The sequence below is a fragment of the Clostridium sp. UBA7339 genome, assembly GCF_002470865.1.
GTDB classification, from domain to species: Bacteria; Bacillota; Clostridia; order Clostridiales; family Clostridiaceae; genus Clostridium_J; species Clostridium_J sulfidigenes.
Genome location: NZ_DKPI01000012.1, coordinates 128,612 through 147,706, shown reverse-complemented (window position 1 = coordinate 147,706; position 19,095 = coordinate 128,612). Strand labels below are relative to the sequence as shown.

Annotated in this window: 16 protein-coding genes and 3 pseudogenes; 5 read left to right on the top strand and 14 right to left on the bottom strand. The window is 29.9% G+C overall.

Going from position 1 to position 19,095, the window contains the following annotated elements:
* Nucleotides 1–101 precede the first annotated feature (101 nt).
* The 3 genes from B2S02_RS12525 to B2S02_RS12515 form a co-directional block, all read right to left on the bottom strand.
* Nucleotides 102–1,286: a radical SAM protein gene (locus B2S02_RS12525; protein ID WP_312654270.1), complete on the bottom strand. Its 1,185-nt coding sequence runs from the start codon at nt 1,284–1,286 to the stop codon at nt 102–104.
* A 758-nt stretch (nt 1,287–2,044) separates the two neighbouring features.
* Nucleotides 2,045–3,769, bottom strand: coding sequence for a YcaO-like family protein (locus B2S02_RS12520; RefSeq protein WP_346879267.1), 1,725 nt, complete (start codon nt 3,767–3,769; stop codon nt 2,045–2,047).
* Nucleotides 3,770–4,262: 493 nt separating this feature from the next.
* A complete protein-coding gene (locus tag B2S02_RS12515) occupies nt 4,263–4,772 on the bottom strand; it encodes a pyridoxamine 5'-phosphate oxidase family protein (protein ID WP_346846377.1) in 510 nt (169 codons plus the stop codon).
* Between the two features lie 41 nt (nt 4,773–4,813).
* Between B2S02_RS12515 and B2S02_RS12510 the strand changes: the two genes are divergently transcribed.
* On the top strand, nt 4,814–5,200 hold the full coding sequence (locus tag B2S02_RS12510; protein ID WP_346846376.1) for a helix-turn-helix domain-containing protein: 387 nt from the start codon (nt 4,814–4,816) through the stop codon (nt 5,198–5,200).
* A 149-nt stretch (nt 5,201–5,349) separates the two neighbouring features.
* Here the strand turns inward: B2S02_RS12510 and B2S02_RS12505 are convergent, their stop codons facing one another.
* From B2S02_RS12505 to rsgA, 5 genes and pseudogenes are all read right to left on the bottom strand, one after another.
* Nucleotides 5,350–6,192, bottom strand: coding sequence for a nitroreductase family protein (locus B2S02_RS12505; protein WP_346846375.1), 843 nt, complete (start codon nt 6,190–6,192; stop codon nt 5,350–5,352).
* Nucleotides 6,193–6,307: 115 nt separating this feature from the next.
* Nucleotides 6,308–6,775, bottom strand: coding sequence for a flavodoxin domain-containing protein (locus B2S02_RS12500; RefSeq protein WP_346920819.1), 468 nt, complete (start codon nt 6,773–6,775; stop codon nt 6,308–6,310).
* Nucleotides 6,776–7,078: 303 nt separating this feature from the next.
* Nucleotides 7,079–7,645: pseudogene (locus B2S02_RS12495) on the bottom strand (GNAT family N-acetyltransferase).
* An 8-nt stretch (nt 7,646–7,653) separates the two neighbouring features.
* A complete protein-coding gene (locus B2S02_RS12490) occupies nt 7,654–8,121 on the bottom strand; it encodes a GNAT family N-acetyltransferase (RefSeq protein WP_346920818.1) in 468 nt (155 codons plus the stop codon).
* Nucleotides 8,078–9,151, bottom strand: a complete 1,074-nt coding sequence (rsgA, locus tag B2S02_RS12485) for a ribosome small subunit-dependent GTPase A (protein ID WP_346920817.1) — start codon at nt 9,149–9,151, stop codon at nt 8,078–8,080. The genes B2S02_RS12490 and rsgA overlap by 44 nt, the downstream gene beginning before the upstream one ends.
* An 825-nt stretch (nt 9,152–9,976) precedes the next feature.
* Here rsgA and B2S02_RS12480 point away from each other — a divergent pair.
* A complete protein-coding gene (locus B2S02_RS12480) occupies nt 9,977–10,840 on the top strand; it encodes an AraC family transcriptional regulator (RefSeq protein WP_346920925.1) in 864 nt (287 codons plus the stop codon).
* A 400-nt stretch (nt 10,841–11,240) separates the two neighbouring features.
* Here the strand turns inward: B2S02_RS12480 and B2S02_RS12475 are convergent, their stop codons facing one another.
* Nucleotides 11,241–11,525 carry a hypothetical protein gene (locus B2S02_RS12475; RefSeq protein ID WP_346879272.1) on the bottom strand — a complete coding sequence of 95 codons (285 nt, stop codon included), beginning with the start codon at nt 11,523–11,525 and terminating at the stop codon, nt 11,241–11,243.
* A 637-nt stretch (nt 11,526–12,162) separates the two neighbouring features.
* On the opposite strand from B2S02_RS12475, the gene B2S02_RS12470 reads away from it, so the two are divergent.
* Nucleotides 12,163–12,663, top strand: coding sequence for a DUF4489 domain-containing protein (locus tag B2S02_RS12470; protein WP_346920816.1), 501 nt, complete (start codon nt 12,163–12,165; stop codon nt 12,661–12,663).
* 496 nt (nt 12,664–13,159) lie between these two features.
* Here the strand turns inward: B2S02_RS12470 and B2S02_RS12465 are convergent, their stop codons facing one another.
* The gene (locus tag B2S02_RS12465; RefSeq protein ID WP_346877193.1) at nt 13,160–13,504 is read right to left on the bottom strand and encodes a DUF1048 domain-containing protein; all 345 of its coding nucleotides are present in this window, start codon (nt 13,502–13,504) and stop codon (nt 13,160–13,162) included.
* Nucleotides 13,484–13,698 (bottom strand): annotated as a pseudogene (locus B2S02_RS12460) (DUF1048 domain-containing protein); the annotation flags it as partial. The pseudogene B2S02_RS12460 and the gene B2S02_RS12465, both read right to left, overlap by 21 nt.
* A 463-nt stretch (nt 13,699–14,161) precedes the next feature.
* Here B2S02_RS12460 and B2S02_RS12455 point away from each other — a divergent pair.
* Nucleotides 14,162–14,704, top strand: a complete 543-nt coding sequence (locus tag B2S02_RS12455; protein ID WP_346877070.1) for a nitroreductase family protein — start codon at nt 14,162–14,164, stop codon at nt 14,702–14,704.
* A gap of 75 nt (nt 14,705–14,779) precedes the next feature.
* Here B2S02_RS12455 and B2S02_RS12450 read toward each other — a convergent pair whose 3' ends face one another.
* Nucleotides 14,780–15,994: an FAD-dependent oxidoreductase gene (locus tag B2S02_RS12450; RefSeq protein WP_346920815.1), complete on the bottom strand. Its 1,215-nt coding sequence runs from the start codon at nt 15,992–15,994 to the stop codon at nt 14,780–14,782.
* A 542-nt stretch (nt 15,995–16,536) separates the two neighbouring features.
* Between B2S02_RS12450 and B2S02_RS12445 the strand changes: the two are divergent.
* A pseudogene (locus B2S02_RS12445) lies at nt 16,537–17,028 on the top strand (cupin domain-containing protein); the annotation flags it as partial.
* A gap of 270 nt (nt 17,029–17,298) precedes the next feature.
* On the opposite strand, the gene B2S02_RS12440 reads toward B2S02_RS12445, so the two are convergent.
* Nucleotides 17,299–18,669: a hypothetical protein gene (locus tag B2S02_RS12440; RefSeq protein ID WP_346846370.1), complete on the bottom strand. Its 1,371-nt coding sequence runs from the start codon at nt 18,667–18,669 to the stop codon at nt 17,299–17,301.
* A gap of 16 nt (nt 18,670–18,685) precedes the next feature.
* Nucleotides 18,686–19,060 (bottom strand): hypothetical protein, encoded by a 375-nt coding sequence (locus B2S02_RS12435; RefSeq protein WP_346846369.1) that lies wholly within the window; start codon nt 19,058–19,060, stop codon nt 18,686–18,688.
* Nucleotides 19,061–19,095 lie beyond the last annotated feature (35 nt).

Sequence of the window (19,095 nt, the reverse complement as noted above, 5' to 3'; positions counted from 1 at the left end):
TTTGACATCTAATTATCCCCCTAAAATATTTTAGTGCTTAATAGTCACATGTGCGATTATAATAAATTTCTATAGCCTATAATTCATTATTAAAATCTAAATTAAGCAAAATGCTCATAATTGTCAATTATGCGTTGAAATCTTTCTTCTGATTCTTCAAGAATTTCTACAATTTTTCTTAATGAATACTCATAATGTTCTTTCATATAGCAAATACCTGTTAAGTATGGGCGTTCTGCTTTACCTGAAATATACTGTGCTACACAGTCTCTACATATATTTCTTGCCCAACATTCATTGCATACCTTATTGTTTTTATTGTTGCATTCCCTTACCAATGGATCATTAATATCATATTTAATTAAACTTACACATGGGTGACGATTCCCATCGGTGTCAAAGGTTTCTAGAAATCCTTTACTCAACTCACAGCAAAAGTCATCAAAGCATATACCATGTAATAACGACTCAATTATTGCCTTTACAAAGATACTAATATTCTTATTTGGTGCATTTTTATAAATCTTACTATATGATTCATCAATATACTTTTCAATATCTTTTTCTTCATCTTGATTATCTTTTATTTTAAGCCAATCTATTTCAGTTGCTACTTCAGAAATATAGTATTCAACTCCCAAGCTTTCAAAATACGTAGCAAGTTCATCTCTACTTATATTGTCAAGATGAAATTTTGTCAATGTGCAATTAAGTTTAACCTTATCTGAAATTGCAGTTTCTTTTAATCGGTTTATAACACTAATTATTTTATGATGTAGGCAATTTACTCTAAGTGTATCATGAATGAAACTCGGACCATCAACACTTATTGTTATATTAAACTTATATTTTTCAAAAAAACTAATCATTTCATCATCAATTAATGCACCATTGGTTACAATATCATAATTTTCAATAATAAAATTAGCTTCAAGTTGCTCCACAATATGTTTAATAATCTTAAAATTCAAAATGGGTTCTCCACCAAAAAAGCTAACCTTAGATATTTTATCATATTTATCTTGTAAGTATTTAACTGCTTTATCCGCAGCTTCCTCACTCATAATAGGACTTACCTCTCCAAAAAAATCTCCTTTTTCATAACAATAAGCACAGTTTCCATTACAATTTATTGTTGTTAGAAATAGTGCTTTCCCTAATGTTCTATCTGCCATTTCGTAAAATTTAGGCATTTCCTGAACATTTTCAAATGAATCTTTATATAACGTCAAGGAATTGCCATCAAAATAGTATTTTGATGTATTTACTGGAAATTCATATATCATTTTCGCACCTCCAATTGTCATTGTATTAATTTAAATCTATAATAATACATTCATTTCAAAACATCAGAAGACCTAGTCACTACTTAATCAGTAGTTGCTAAGTCTTCTTTTTGATTGGATTTCCATTTAAATAAATAGTAAGCGTATAACTCATTGTGTCTTTTGCATTACTATTAATTTATAAGTGCTCAAAATCTCTATATAGTAACTCAACATAAAATTTTGTAAAAAGCACTATATGAAACCCATACATACTGTATCGTCTATTTATTTCACTATTGTTTTAATTTATCACCATAAATAGCTTATTGTAAAATCATGGAAATAAATATAGTAATCAAAACTTTGACGATGATACTCTCATGTTTGAGAATGTATCAATAAAAGACTATTACTTTACATTGTTGTAGCTTGATTCTTATGCACGCCACAGTTGTTTGGTACGATAACTGGTTTCTTAACTACATTACTCTTAACTTTGATAATTTTCATTTGGTTTCCTCCTTTCTTTTTATATAGCATGATGAATACTATATAGCTTGCATCATTGCTACATTTATATCTATTGAAATGGTAAGTTTTCTCCCTTTAGGATATATATACATCATTAATTTGTATATATCCTAAGTTAAAATCTTAAGTAGAATCCTATACCAGTTTCATCAAAGCAATTAAACACTCCTAATATTTATATTAATTTTGATTAAATTTAAGCTTGTACTACTAAAAATAACATTAAATTCAATCTACTATTACAATTATTTTCTTATTAAGTTATATATAGTCTTTTCATTTTTGCATTTACACATTGCAGAATATTCACAGTTCAAACAATCATTACTACAATTTAGTGGATAGAAATATTCAAAAGGGTTATTATCTACATCACTCATAACCTCATCAACTATTTCTTCATCAAAATAGCAGTATAACAATTGACTAATGTGCTGATTGTTATCATGTTCAATTTTTAAAGCCAAGTATAATTCATAACAATAGTAATACCTACTACTTGGGTCAGAAGGATTTAGCGTCTCATTATATTTTCTCATCCATAGAAGAGCATTCTCAAGATCATTAACTTTGATATAAAGAAGACACATGAACAATTTTATGGAAACAATGGAGTAAATATTATCATCAGTAAGCTTAATATCATCAATAAAGATGTCAAGAGTGTGATTTTCAGAATAGTTTTTTTTCTTTAGAAATTCAATCACAAAATAAGCTTCATCAGTAGATATGTCATGTAACTTAAATTGTATGATATTTCGAAGCCTTTCATAATCAATGCAATCTTCAATCACCACCGGATCCATAACATTGAATAATTCACTCATCCCGGGAACTAAAATACGATAAGCTAATATCTCAGACTTTGTTACATCTCTCACAAAAATAGAATGACCTAAATCATTAATCAAAGAAATCAATTCAAATAGCATCTCTTGATTATCAACATAAGATTTCTTCTCAAAACTTCCCTCATATGATGGATTTCCCACAAAAAATGTTGACGGATATCGACCTGAACTATCTACAAATATTTCTATAAAATTATCAATATCGCCACCTTCTTTTAAGAAATCACTTCCCCGTGTCATCCCTTCGAAATCTTCAATCTTTTTACCTTGCATTAATTCTGTAAAACAACGCTCAACAGCAACCTCAAGTGATGGATGTGCAGCAGCTTTTACAAAGTAAGAAATATCCTTACAGTTGTACAGAACCAGACCAATGGCTGGAATCCCTCTCCCCAGAGAGAAATCCTTTAATTCTACTTTATAATTTCCAGTTTCCTCAATTGCATCTATCCAATTAATAACATCTGGCATGTTATTTTTAACCTCAGTAGTAATAGTAGGTGGTGTAATATGTTTTTCTATAATTTCTTTGATTACAAACCTTTCTAAAATTTCCGATATTCCTTGGACAAAAGCCTCCGCCTTAGTGTTTCCTGCCACCATTCCGTTGGTACCATAATAAAGATCTACAATATCTATAGGTAGGGCTATCACTTCATCATTTTGAATATTGTGAAATCTTTCATATCTAATATACTCTCCTGATGAATAACTAAACTGCTGCATTTTTTCAAGTATTTTATCATCAGTCTCTCCTTGCACACAGTTTATCCAATAAGATAAATTAGAATAAATAACATCATCATTCTGTTTCTCAACAAAAGAATCATCGTTATATTTACAATTATCTTTTAAAAGACTTCTCCCTTTAAATCTAAAAAAGGCGAGATTTTGCAATCTTTCCATAATCTCACCATAAGCACTTGCCAGTGCATATATCTTATCTGTTCCTTTCCCGCATGTATAGAAATCAGTTCCATCCACCACTAATGCTACTGAATATAGTCCATGAAAACTATCGAACCATGTTTCAGTCACAAAAACTCCCCAATTTGATAGTGCTCTTCTTGCCGTTTCAATTGTTTCTAACGGTTTTCTGTCCTTGAATTTTTGATACATCATTATATCTCCTTTCAGCCTATTAAGCCTCGATACCTTAGCCCATTCTATAGAAACATTTTATTAATATATTTGTATCATTAAGTTTTGTATTGTTAATTTTTTTACTATTAGTTTATTTTCAAATGAATATCTCAACGAATAATTTACCATTAATTACATTTTAATTATATTTTAGGAGTATGTCTACAAAAAGTATTCGTCAATTATCAACTTTATACTAATTTATTCGCCTTGCAATTAGAATGAAATTTTTGTCCAATACTTTTTTTCAACAAAAGTGTTGCATTTATCATGTTGTTTTTAATATATGTATTATTTTATTTACAATATATCTTTTTATTATTTATTGGTTTAAAAATAAAAATAAACGGCGGCTCTGATATCACAAAACCACCGCAAGTAAAATATTAGAGTGCAGAAACTTCTCTGCACTAAGAACGATTTTTTTCTTTATGAAAGTGTCAGTCAACTAACCGTAATGTAAATGCTATTAGAGTTCATTTTTATTGTTAGCACCAGGAGTAGTGACAATAACTTTCTCCGGAGTAATAATCAATGCACCCTTTGCAGTAAGTTCTCCCTTAAACATATCAGAAACTACGTTCTTAAATGTGTCAACCATTGGTCCCTCAGTAATATATTGAGCAGTACCCTTAATCTGATACCCCTCCATTGTGGATGTGTTACTGGCTGAAACCGCAATTTTTCCGTTTGCTCTGATGTTGTTTAATGTAGTTTCCAAAAATACATCCCCAACTACCAGCTTACCATCATCTGTCACGTTCTTAAATGCTACAGGTACAGCATTTGGCTCAGTTGAATAGGTTGCTAGATACCACATCTGTTCTTTAAATAGTTTAATTACTTTTTCATTCATATAAATTCCTCCTTTATTTGATAATAGCTTAAGCATAGATTTATTATATTCTTCACACTCATTCTCCAAAAGATATAAGCAAATTATTGAGTTACTATTAAATTTAATAGCAACTTGTTGCATTAGAGTATTAGAATTATAATTTATAAATGGAGGTGAAAAAAATGTATCAACCTAAATTAGAAAAAGATATTCGCTGCCCTCTTGAATATGGACTGGAAATATTCGGTGGAAAATGGAAGTCACGTATCATCTGTGTATTAGCTGAAAAGAAAATCTTGCGATATAGTTCCTTAAGAAAAGAAATGATGAATATTACTGATGCTGTTCTGTCAGCTACATTGAAAGAGCTGATTGCTGATGAAATTGTACACCGCCAATCCTACGACGAGATTCCTCCCAGAGTAGAATACACTTTGACGCACAAGGGACAATCAGTAGTTCCAATACTTCAAAGTATTTGTCACTGGTCAGGGGCATATCACAAAGAAGATTCTGAACACATAATGGTGCAATGCCAAAAGTGTGATTATATATTTGAAAATAAATAATGTTTTCGGAAAGTAAGGACTGTATGAAAACTACATACACCATAAATACCAATTAATACTTTTGCATTTTTGTATACCCTATAAAAAACTCCCCTCAGACCGTAGTCCAAGGGGAGTTTAAACATAAATAAATTACATAATATCTTATCCTATTCTCTAATCCAAGAAAACACATATTCCATATGGTCTGGCAATTCTAATTCTGGTTCACATTCTGTATCAAAATAACCTATGAGCCCCTTTTCTTTAACTGAAAAATCAAAGTGAGCTGCAGCAATTCCCATATCCACCCTTTGAATATCATATGGAAAACTGTCACTATATCCCGGCTGTTTATACTCATAAAAGTGGCATGCATTATCCTTTATTAGAATTCTCCAAGGCTGCTTATTTGATGCTGATGGGCCTAAGCGAACCATTTCCAAAGGTACCTCTAGATCTCCTGCTTTTTCTTTTGTAAGAGTTGTCTGAAAATCATTTATATAAAACAATTGATTCCATTCTTTACGCTGATCTGCTTTTATCATTTTTCTCATTACAATTTCTTTCATATGCTTCTTTGTAGCAGCATAACCATAGGGAGTTATGATTGGAAATATTTCATCTTCTTCTATATTCATAGCCTTTGCAAATCCTTTACGATTAAAGGTTCCCCCTAACCAACAGGTCCCAAGTTCAAGATGAGCTAAATAAAGAATAACTGCTTCTAGTTCATATCCTAGGGCTTCTAATGCCATTGGTTCTAATTTAATAGTTGTTCCAATATATTGCATTGCCCCCTTAATAACACCGTAAGTTCCAAGCTTATCTTCATCCTTCATTTCCCTATTGTCAAGATAATGAAAGTTAACTTTTTTCCCAAAAGGATTATCCAATGAATTAACAAAGGATTCAATTGCCTTTCTTTTATCTAGTTCAACCTCTTGTTCTTTATAATTTCTTACGCTGTATCGTTTTTTTACTGATTCTTCTATTGAAAAATTAATATTCATTGATGTTTCTCCCTTCTATAATAAATATCTTCTGCTTTTACTCAACTATAATACATATAAATATTCTTTTGTTCTTAGGTAAGAAGATTAACACCCTGAGTTAATACCCATAAGTTTAAAGTGAATCCAATACCCTTACAATAAATCTTTCTGCTTCTTTAAAATCTCTTTGATTGGGATGCCCTTGTGATAATCTGCCCATAATATTAAAAAGCTTTTTGTTAGTAAAATCCTTTGCTATAAAGCTACCTTTACAGGCAAAGCTCCCCCTGTTTATTGCTCCTTTTGACTCTAAAAGTTTAATTAACCTTTTATTATAGAACTTCATCCCAACTCCACTGGTTGAAAATACAAAAACATTTTTACCTGCTAAATTCAACTTATCAACCAAATTAAAAAGCTTTGGTGAGAAACTCTCCCTGTATACCCCAGAACCAAATCCAATCAGATCATAACTTTCTATGTCTAAATCACTAACATCTCTTATATTAATTAACTCCGAATCGATTTTGTCAGCCAATATCCGTGCAATTTCTTCAGTGTTTTTTTTATAATCAGAACAATATATTATCAGCGATTTCATAAATCATACCCCCACTTAATTTCCTTTTAATAAAATTATACTTTAAATATTTATAAAACATGTTAATATTCTCAAGAAAGCTCCATTAAACTATCAGAGGGAAGGGACATGCAACAAACTTTATTGCTCAATTAGCTTCTTCATTTTCCACACCATTCTAAATCATATAAAGAGCAAATGCAATACTCAAAATAGTCTCCTACATTTTTAATTCTGCTTCAATCCTTTTGCTATCCTCTAAATCATAGAGATATTCACATAGTGGACTTGATTTTAATGGCTCAATGCCTTTCCATCCATTTTTCAAGGCAATCTGATAATATCTTTTAGCTTCTTCCCTCTTATTGATTTTAAAGTAAGCACATGCTGCGTTATAAAATTGCCATAGAAACCCACGGTTATTTTCAAAGGCTCTAGTATAAAATTCAGCTGAAAGCTTGTAATTAACATTTTCTTGATATAATAATTACCATTTATTAAATAATTATCGTATAAATCATACCACCCAAAATATACTTTAATATTCTTTTTTTGCTGGAATCCAACTTTTTCAGCTAATTTATAGGATTGAATATTATTATCCCAACAGTGCCAACCTACATTTTTTATATTGTTATTTTTACAATGATTTAAAGCAGCAATAACCACTTGTGTGCAATATCCTTTTTTTCTATAATCCTCTTATGTTTCTACTCCTAGTTCACATCTCTCTTCAACTACACAGTCAGCTATACATCTGCTTACAACACCACCATCAATTATATATACATACCCAAATCCCTTTTCTAAAAAATTATCAATGGAAGACCAGTTTTCAATTATACTTTCTCTTACATCATCAATTTCTTTCAAATTACTATCTAGCAACATTTTTCTATCTATTTTTTTACCTTTTCCGATACTTCCACATTATGAAATTTATCTATTTCTAGTTCTAGGTATCTTCTATCATCCTCCATTGGATATAGAGAATTAAATATATCTTTAAATGAATTTTTCCATTCCTTTGAAGAATAAAAAACTATATAATCTACCTTACTTTTTTCTAATGCTTTTTTAAAAATATCATCTTTCAATACATTATTTAACTCACAATTAAAGTCATCATCTTTTGCATTTCCTGCGAAATACATACCCTCGGGACTTATTATTAATGCTGTTGTTGGATTGTCCACATTGTTAACAAAAATCCTGCCTGGATTGATTTTATTTATAACACTGAAAATTGATAAATTATATTCTAAATCTATAAATAAATCCGTAACCTTATTAAAATCAGCTCTATTAAGTTCTACTACCATACTACATACATCCCCTCTTACTTTTCCTACTTTTAAATATTTCATATTGCCCTTTTTCTTTACTTAACCTTTTTATCTCACCTAACTGCTTCATATAACTTTCAAATCTTTCTTGACTTATGATACCATCTTCTATAGCTTGTTTCATTGCACAGCCTGGCTCTTTATCATGGTTGCAATTCTTAAACTTGCAATTTTCTGATAACCTAGCTACATCCTTAAAACTCTCTTCAACTCCATTTTGATCACCCCAAAGCTGAAGCTCTCTAAGCCCTGGAGTATCAATTATCATTGCACCAGAATCATGATAAAATAGTTCCTTGCTAGTTGTTGTATGTCTACCTTTTCCATTAGCTGAACTAACAGAGCCTGTTTTCTGTTTTTCTTCTCCAAGTAAATAATTAATAATAGTTGATTTTCCTACTCCTGAAGAACCAAAGAATACTACTGTTTTACCATATGATAGGTACTCCTTAAAAACCTCCATGCCTATATTACTTATAGCACTAATGCAGTAAATAGGTATTCCTATTGCAATATCATTTACTTTTGTTTTATATTCATCAATTTTATTACATGCATCTGCTTTATTTAGAATGATTACTGGATTTACTCCACTGTTATATGCTAATGTAATATATCTTTCTATTCTTGTGATATTAAAGTTTCCATCAAGCCCACTTACAATGAAAGCTGTATCTATATTTGAAGCTACAACCTGCTCCTCAATGTGCCCTCCTACTATTATTCCATTTCTAATCTTTCTTCCACCAGATATAGGTTGTTTTCTTGCAAAACAATTCTTTCTAGGCAAAACACCTTGAATTATTCCTTTGGTGCTGCCTTCTATTAACTGAACAGCTACCCAATCACCAATTGCTGGCAAGTCTTTACTGTATGCTACATTATATCTAAATTTACCTGCAAGCTTTGCAGCTATTATACCTTTTTCATAATGTAGTAAATAGTTATTTTTCTGCTGTGAAACTATTCTTCCAGCAATAAGACCTTTATTAAAATACACTCTAAATTCTTCTTCAAAATAATTATTCCAACCTAATTTTTCTAAATTCATAAAATCTTCCTTTCATCACAATAACTTATATCACTAAGCCTAATTCGTAAATTATTACAATATCACGGCTTTATTGAACCTTCATTTATTTTAATTCCATAATATAAAACATTATTATAAGTGTTAGAACAAATTAGTTTGATCCGTCTTCTAAAAAAGGATACAAAAATCCCGCAAAGAGAATAGACCTCCTGCGGGATAATAAATTTATAGGCATAAAAAAAACACGATAACCTGCATCGCGTTAACCACCAAAATTATTTAGGCCGAACGGTTATACTCATAACATCAGCAAAAGGCAACATGAATAAATGGCATCTTCATCCATTTTAAAAACCCTTTTGCTCTATATTTAATTAGTTCAAAACCACCTCAAATACTGCTGTCATAATAACACTCCCTTCGACTTCATATTAAATTAAGCTATAGTAAAATATTAATTCATTATTTTTCCAATATCAATACAATTTTTATATAAAGGTAATATTTAGTAATTTTTCAATCTAACAGTAAACTGTGATTTATGCCGATGACAAGGTGCTAATTGGGTATAAAGTTACTTGATTCATAAATATGCTGTACCTAATACAAATGTATAATACTTCTCATTGATCTTGGGAATCAATATATTTATAGTCAATTTCAACAAATGATAGCAGATAAAAAAATATTCATTCCTTTATCAGTAAAATCAACCCTTATGATAGTGCATGTTTCTATGACTTAGTTATTGATATAGGTCCAATTCGATATTTTTTATGTAAAAAAAGTCGAGCATGAAAAAAGCAGCTTTGATATTATGTAGATATGGAAGGTGAGAAGATAATGTTAAAAGATTTAAATAAAGTAATTGATTACATTGAAGATCATTTAACTGATGACCTATCTCTTGAAATAATTTCTATTTATGCTGGTGTTTCTGATTATCATTTTAGGAAAATTTTCTTTTATCTTTCAGAGATGACGCTTAGTGAATATATTAAAAATCGAAAATTATCTGAAGCTAGTATGAATTTATTACATGGAGAAAAAGTTACTGATGTTGCTTTAAAATACGGTTATCAATCAATAGATGGTTTTACTCGAGCCTTTAAAAAATGGTGTGGTTTTTTACCCTCAGAAGTTATGAAAAATGGTATCAGTAAAACTTTCCCTAAACTTTCATTTATTATAACAGTTAAAGGAGGAATTAATATGGAATTTAGAATTGAAGACAAACCCGCATTTAATTTAGTAGGTGTAAGCAAAAGAATCCCTATGCAATTTGAAGGTGTTAATAATGAAATTGTGAAGCTTGCACAAAGCATCACTGAAGAACAAAGGAAAGAAATGCATTCTCTTCAAAACATTGAGCCCTATGAAATAGTCAATGCTTCTTATGAGGCTGACGCTAATTTCTTAAAAGAAGAAGGAGATTTAACTCACTTGATAGGTGTTTTAACAACTACAAATCAAGTGAGTGATCAATTAGAAAAAGTGCCTGTAGATGCATATACTTGGGCAATCTTCCCAAACGAAGGTCCATTTCCATCGACTCTACAAAATACAATGGCAAAAGTATACTCTGAATGGCTTCTATCATCCGATTATGCAGTAATTAATGCCCCTACATTTTCTTTTACTAAAATGGATAGAGACAAAAAAGATTATGCTTATAGTGAAGTTTGGATTCCTGTTCGGAAGAGATAAAAACTAAAAAATTTAAAATCTATCCTATCAACTACCCTATTACATTCAGGGTAGTTGATATATTACCGCTCGGATTCTTTGGGAGCCCTTGCATGGGTGGTTGTAAAAAATATTATTATTCTTAAAAAAGGCTTACGATTAAAAGTAAGCGTTTTTACTATTAAATAACAATGAATGTTATTTATGAAATTATGACCTAATAAAATTAGTTTTATTATCAATAGAAGTCATGCAATAAAGTATTTATTTCAGCTATCCTATCTCTTACTAATTTTAAATCCTTTAAGTATTTAGGTTGTCTCATTGCTAAAACGTTTAAAAACATTAATTTTTCAAATGATATTATTAAAAATTCATCTTTTTCAATTGCGTCCTCTGAAAGAAACTTATAATCAAACAATCAAATACTTTTCCACATTTCAAATTCATATTTACAAACTCCAAAGTCATCGTATATTTCCTTTACATTATTAGGATACTTAAATGATAGTAATTCATAATCTTCTTGTGTTATGACAAAATCAATGTCTTTACCTGATTCTCTTATCTTATAATATTCCTTAGCTTTTCCACCTATCAATAAAGGATTTGATGAAAACTGAAAGTTTAGCTTATTAAGATTAATATCTAAATCCTCTATATTTAAACAATTTTCTAATAATACTCTTGTAAAATCATTTTTCATAATTGTTTAATACCCCCTGTATTTTGCCTTGATTCATTATAAGAGCGATTATATAGATTAAGTAATTTAATTTCAAATGATAAAAGTATGCTGAACTACTCCATGAATTTATCAGCTTCAACATTGGTTATATTTCACATTTCTTCTAAATATCTATTGACTATGTGATATTTTTAAGATAATATAAATTGCATCTTTAAAATATGAATTTAGTAAGTAATATTATCTTATAATGAAGACTTATTAACTAAAATAAATTATGAAACTTAACTATAAAACAAGAGCTTACATTTTGGAATAAATCATAACAAGTATCAAGAGCTTGCCCCTAACAATCTTTACAAGCACCGCAGGTTATATTATTTTCCTTCGAAAATACTCACTACTTTTGCATATTTATATACCTCCATAAAAAATCCTCTTAGACTGTACTATTTAATTTTCAAAGAACATATTTAACTCAATTCGCTTACTAAAAGCAAATATTCATAAAAAATAATCACTATTATTCATTTATTTGATATCCTGTATTATAAGAATTTTCTAATAAATACTAAATCAGCCTACTCTTAAAAAATTCACATTAATTCTAAGTTGTATTATTAATATTTTTCAATATACTAGGAGGAAATAATCTATGAATCCAATGTCAGAAGTTGATTTAAATTATACTCAAAGTTGTAACTGTGACTCCCAATGTCCAGTTGATTTAAAATGCGGCGAACCTGGTCAAGTAGTACTACCTGGCTCACTAGTAGGAACTACCGCTACTGTTGCTACTCTCACCATATATACTTCTAAATTCTGTAATCCATGTACAAAACTTGAATTTACAAGCAATCTAATTGGAGTAGGTTTTTCCGGAACCTTAATATTTCAATTATTTAAATTCTGTGATAATCAACAGCCACTCCCAATAGGAGGACCATTTTCTTTTACAGTAGCGACGCCATCTCTTATTGCTAGGACGTTCACATTCTTTTTATGTGATTGCGATTCATGTTTAAATGAATGTTGCACCTATACTGTAATAGTTACAGTCGGTCAAGGTGATGAAGGTGCTATTACAGGTAATATTGGCGTTTTCGCTGCAAGACTATCATCCGTTACTGTAGATAATCCAAAACAAGACTGTTAACTAAATGTAAATTAGAACTTAAATAAATTTCTTTAATCTATTAAATCTATTACATGAAGTTTCCTTTTTATATCTTATGTGTATAATTTACATGATCACTTGCAGGCTAGATAATATACTTACGTATTGAATCTGACCTGCATTTTTAGTCATAATCTTAAATATCTCATCAAATTCCCTACATCTAAAATAATCTATATACATTTCATACAAAACTTATGGTGGCAAATCATATTTTTATTAATATTAAAACAACTTTAATTCGTAATTTGTATAGTCAGCTTAACAACACTTTCAACATGTGTTACCACATTATTCTTATACAATTATACAAAAGGTTATTAATATAATACTCTTTTAGATTAATCTATCCCTATGAGTAAGAACTATACTTAATACAAAGTTAAATTATAATTTTATATATATTCTCATGGCAAAGATATAAAATACAACTATTATCGCTATACATCAAGCAAGGGTAACCCATATCTCTCTTTTACTTTGTTTTATCCGTAACCTTTTTCATGACCTTGTTAACTTCTTGGTCAACAGATTCTTTATAGATGTCAGCGTAGGTTTTTGAATCTTTGATTAAATTGTCGCAGAAAGCCGCTACGTCACTGCCCGTCACTTCGATGATGCCTTTCCCAAAGGCCACACCCTCTTCAAAAAGATCAATAATCCCGGAGAGTAAATCTATCCCGTCGGTTAACTCAACAGGTCCAACCTTAAAAAGATATTTTTGAATCTCTTTATAAACAATCTGAAAATCTTTCGGTAGCGCTTTAACACGCGCTACGTGCACCCGCCACTCTTTTTTGCCTTTGATGTCGTCACCCAGAACATCTTTTACACTCCGACCGTCCACATCCGTTTCTTCGAGCAGGCCAAGCACACCGTCAAGAATTGGCATTAGGTTGCGACCAGTGAAATCCGAGTGTTGCCAAAGATTAACCTTATTTTTTCCCATGCCTCTTGATAATTAGCCGGTAGCTTTTTAGCTCTCGATTCAAAAATTTTCATTTCTTTAGTCATGTTGTTTCCCGTAATATTTTCCAAATAAATCACCTCTTAACTATCTAGTATTACTGATATTTTGTATTACTTACTACCACTATGTAGTATCACGCAGTAGTAGTGTCAATATGATATTTTATTTTTTGTGTTTATTTTTACGAGTGAGATTTAAAATAGTACTAAGATAAATTCCATCTTAAATTTATATCAGCGTCTAAAATTTCTAATCTAACTGCTAAGGACAATTCTGCCTAGCATTATTTATCAACATATTATAATTTTAGCTACATAAGTTATACCATTTTTTTCAATAACCTAAATACTATCTGTAGTTCTTTTATTATTTATAGTTTTACTTAAAGTATAAAAAGTACATATTCACACATACTAAAATACATAAGGACGGCTCTTTTCATAAATTCGAGCTTTAGATTATCATTTTGTAAATTTAAAATTATTGTAATAAGGAAGGTGAATAATAATGGACTTTTATAAAGTAATTGAAAACAGAACAAGCAATAAGAGCTACAAGTCAACTCCTATACCCACAGAAAAATTAGATAAAATTATCAATGCTGCTTTAATGGCACCTTCATGGAAAAATAAAACTTGTTATCGATTTATTTTTATCAATGAACAAAATTTAAGAGAGCAAATCTCCAATACAATTATAAACAAAACTGACAAAACATCAAATGCACTTAAACAAGCGCCAATCATTGCTGTTATAGTTGCAGACCCATCGGAAAGTGGTGATGTTGATAATAAATCATATTTTATGTTGGATTGCGGTATTGCTATGGAACATCTGGTATTGGCAGCAACAAATGAAGGTTATGGAACTTGCTGGGTAGGTTCTTTCGAGGAAGAAGCAGTGCGTAAGATTTTAGATATTCCTGAAAAATTCAAAGTAGTTGCAATGACTCCAATTGGTGAAACCAATGAAGATGATGAACATTATCCGCCAAAGGATATCTCACAACATATTTATTACAACAGCTGGAATAATACAAACAGGCAATAATACATTCTTTTCTTTCATAGAAATAGTTTGTGCAACGCCTATTACAAGTTCTGCATCAATAGGGTTGCACAAATTTTAATGTTCAAATCTATCTACTTTAAACAGGTTCAGATCTTTATCTACTTCTCCAGAATATAATTTACTTAACATCATTCCACCTAGCATAGCAAATAATATTCCATTCGCCCCATAACCCAAACAATACCATAATTTAGAATTAGTAGGCTCTTCACCTATAAAACCCAAATTATCTTGAGTAGATGCAAATGCTCCACAATATTTATATTCTATATCTATATTTAATTTTGGAAATAAGCTTTTTACTCTTTGTTCTAATATTTCATAACTTTTACTACATAACTTTTCATTATATATATCTGGTATAAAGTTTATATCCTCTCCTCCAATTATTAACCTGTTATCTCTAGTTGTTCTAAAGTAATTATAAGGAACTCTGTTATCTCTAATAACTATGTCTTTATAAATTTCCTCAATGTTATCTATTGGCCTAGTTGCAATATTAAATGTAGTAGTCTTAGTTCCAAATGTCCTTTTAGTGAAAAGTTCTGTATTATACCCTGTAGCTATAATAACAATTTTCCCTTTAACTTTATAACCGTATACAGTTTCTACGGTAACACTATCATTACTATATTTAGCATCTATAACCTCTGTGTTTTCATATGCTCTTAATCCCTCTTTACAACTGACCTCAATTAGATGATGAGTAAATTTATAGGGATCAAATACAGCTCCTCCACCTTTACCTAATACACCTGCCTTTACATCAAATAAAAAAGGATTATTATCTTCATCAATAAATTCTACGGGTAATCCAGCCTCTTTTCTAATATAATACTCTTCTTCCATCTCCTTCTTTTCTAATTTCTTAGCTGTATATAAAAAACTATCTACTCTTTTATAATCACACCTATTACCATATCTATCTATAAACTCTTGAATTTCATCCAATGCCTTTAGTCCTAACTTATATGATTTTATTATATTCTCCATACTCGTATATGCCTTTAGCTCCATAGCATTACTATCAAGCTCATATTCAAGTAATGAGGTTGTTATACTAGTACTGCCGTGACCTATTCTTGATTTCTCTAAAATAACACAATTAATATTACTTTTACTAAAATAGTATCCTAAAATTGCCCCTGTGACTCCTCCACCTATTATTATTACTTCTGTCTCTATATCCTCTGTTAAATACTCATACTGTTTTATCGTTTTGTTAATTCTTGTAAATATACAATCTCCTTGGACATATTGTGTATTCATAATAACCACCTATCTCTTACATAGAATTTTAATTGATATTTTTTAATCCACTCCTCATTCTTTCGTAAATAATCTTCTAATTTTTTTAATATCTCTATATTTTCAGAAACATGAATAATTCATATAACTAACTATAAAATAACGTATTTTATTAGACATACTACAATCCTTTCTTAACCATTCATACTTTGTAGCCTTATTATTTCCTAAAGTTTATGCTTATATCCAAGAAATACTAAGCATATATGACAAATTTAGTTTTAAAATTTGTTAATCAAAGTATACTCTCCTCAGATAGTAAAATAGTTGTAGTAGAGAAAAAGTAACGATATTCTCGTACAAGAGATATATTAATGAGAAGTAAATTATGACAAGAAAAAAATACAACTAATAGAAAATATACATAATCAGAAATTCATGAACTTTCTAATTTTAGTGCTATGACCTTGTTGCATAGTATTCCTGTGAATCAAGCACATTTTCCAAACTTGGAGAATACTATAATGTTATAGTTCTATGAAAGGAATAAAAATATGTATCCTAATGAATATATCCCTTATACTGATGAAATTGATTATGAATCAAGATTTAATTTTTTAAGATCTGAATATACTAATAGTTTTATTGAATTGAAGGATTATGGACCAGAACCCTTTGTAGTAAATATTGATGAGGCTACTAAGCAAAATGATACTTTCCGTACTGCTTTATGGACTGGAACTCATTTGCAACTTACCTTGATGAGTATCCCTATTGGAGGAGAAATAGGTTTAGAGATTCACCCTAATCTTGATCAATTCATACGTATTGAAGAAGGTGAAGGACTTGTTAAAATGGGCGACAGAAAAGATAACTTAGATTTTCAAAAAGAGGTCTATGATGATTTTGCCTTCATCATACCAGCTGGTAAATGGCATAATCTAATCAATACAGGTAATACACCAATTAAATTGTACTCTATTTATGCTCCACCTCAGCATCCACGTGATACAGTTCATATAACTAAAGCTGATGCAGACGCTGCTGAAAAGTAAAACAATAACTCCCTTAAAGAGAGACAAAGAAACCTTAGGCTAATCAGAAATTTATCTTAAGTGAGCTTTCTCAGTATACTTGCACAATGGGAAAACCTGCTTGCTTATATAAGTAAACTGGCAAAGTTTTTCAAAACTTGGATACTTAAAAGTAGGCATAAAACCATATATAAACAAAATGCGGTAACTCATTTTTATTGAGCTATCGCATTTAACTTAAATTATCTTATTTAACCAATATTTCTATTGAAATAACTAAGTAGTAAAATATTAATTCATCTTCATAGAAATATTTTTACCATTAGCTAGTAATGTTTTTTCATTAACAGCTATATATAGAACTTCATTATCTAAGTTCTTATCTTCAACAATTTCTATAGATTTTTCTTCTTTATGTGCCATCATCAATGTTTTATCTTTTACAATAAAGTATTTCAATATATGGTCATTTAGATTGTCATCTATAAAATTCTTTTCACTTATATTTGATATATCTAATGTGTCCACAATAGGCCTATATTCATCAATGCTATCCTTTATATTATTTAATGCAAGTGACATTAACCATTTAAGAAATTCTTCAACATCCCATGTTAAGTTATAAGCTCTAACATCAAATACAACATTATTAACTACCCATAAATATGTAGAGTAATATTTAGTTTTAAACATAGCAGAATATTGTCCTAAAAATTCTGGTCCTTTTTCAAAAGGATTTTCACATAATTCTGTAACTGAACCTAATGATAGAAATCTATTTAAAGATATATTATTATCTTTACTTGAAACAAAAACTCTAACCATTATGTTCTCTTTGTCATTACTTATTTTCCATAGCTTAACTACCTCATCTGATCCAGGTAACAAGTCTTCATAATCCAATTTCCAATTTTGTTCCTTTAAGTATGGATACTCACATGGATTAGGCCATTCACAAACAACAAATTTATCTAACATTTCATTATTTCCCTTATGAACATATCCTATTTTTTCTGAAAACTCTCTAGTAAACTGTAAATCAGTAATCTCATCTATTCCCGTATTGTAGCCTAATCTTTTTACACCATCATAATAGGCTATATTTCTTGTATCTCCATGTGCTTTTGTTTGATCAATTGACTTTAGAATATATTTATTAACATCTTCATTTCCAGTATGTGGACCAGCACAGCAATCTCCTATGTTTTTGCTTGATTCTATATAGCAAAAAGCATGATTTCCAAAGGATGTTCTCCTAGGGTCATTAGAATTTAGAATTTTAGCATCACCAGTACTCCCATAAAACGGATTATTACACATTCCTCTTCCTTTTAAATTTGTTTCATTTATATATCCAAAAGGATTCATAAAACAATATTTTGAGTTATAACCATATTGCTTCAAATTACACTGAAGGTAAGCAGCCTCATCATAACAATTACTTATAGAATACATATCATTATGAGCTTTTTGATAAGCATTATAATGAAAAGTGATATCATTAAAATCTCCGTTCACATAAATAAAGTGTGGCGCACCACTATAAATATCATAGCTAGGTGGAGAACTGAAACAACATCTAACCACATCCTCTACTGTTACAGCGGATATATTACTTGATAAAGTAGATTCTTTTTCTTTTATATCTGAATTTATTTTCATTGAGTTTCCACACCCTTTATTCCTTTTTTAAAGAACACTTGCATCCACTTGAATGTGAGAAGTTAACATACATTTGTTCATCATCACCATTTAATTTTATAGTAACATAACCATTATCATCACTATCAACAGAGCAATAGAAGTTATCCTTGCATGTAAATGTAACTCCTGCTGAGGTAACAAATTTAATCCACCAATAATCAAATGGAGAAGCAGCTCCGGTTGTATATGTAAAGTCCATATTTTCAGTCTTTTCATTATTAGGTATGTTAATAAAAGTAGTAGATTCTTCCTTACTTTCTTCATTACCTCTCCTATGTCTTAAAAAAATTGATGCGATAGGAGTCCCCCATTTGTTTTCAACCTTAACGTGTCCTGTATGATCTGTCATTTAAAAATACCTCCTTATATCTCTTTATAAAATTT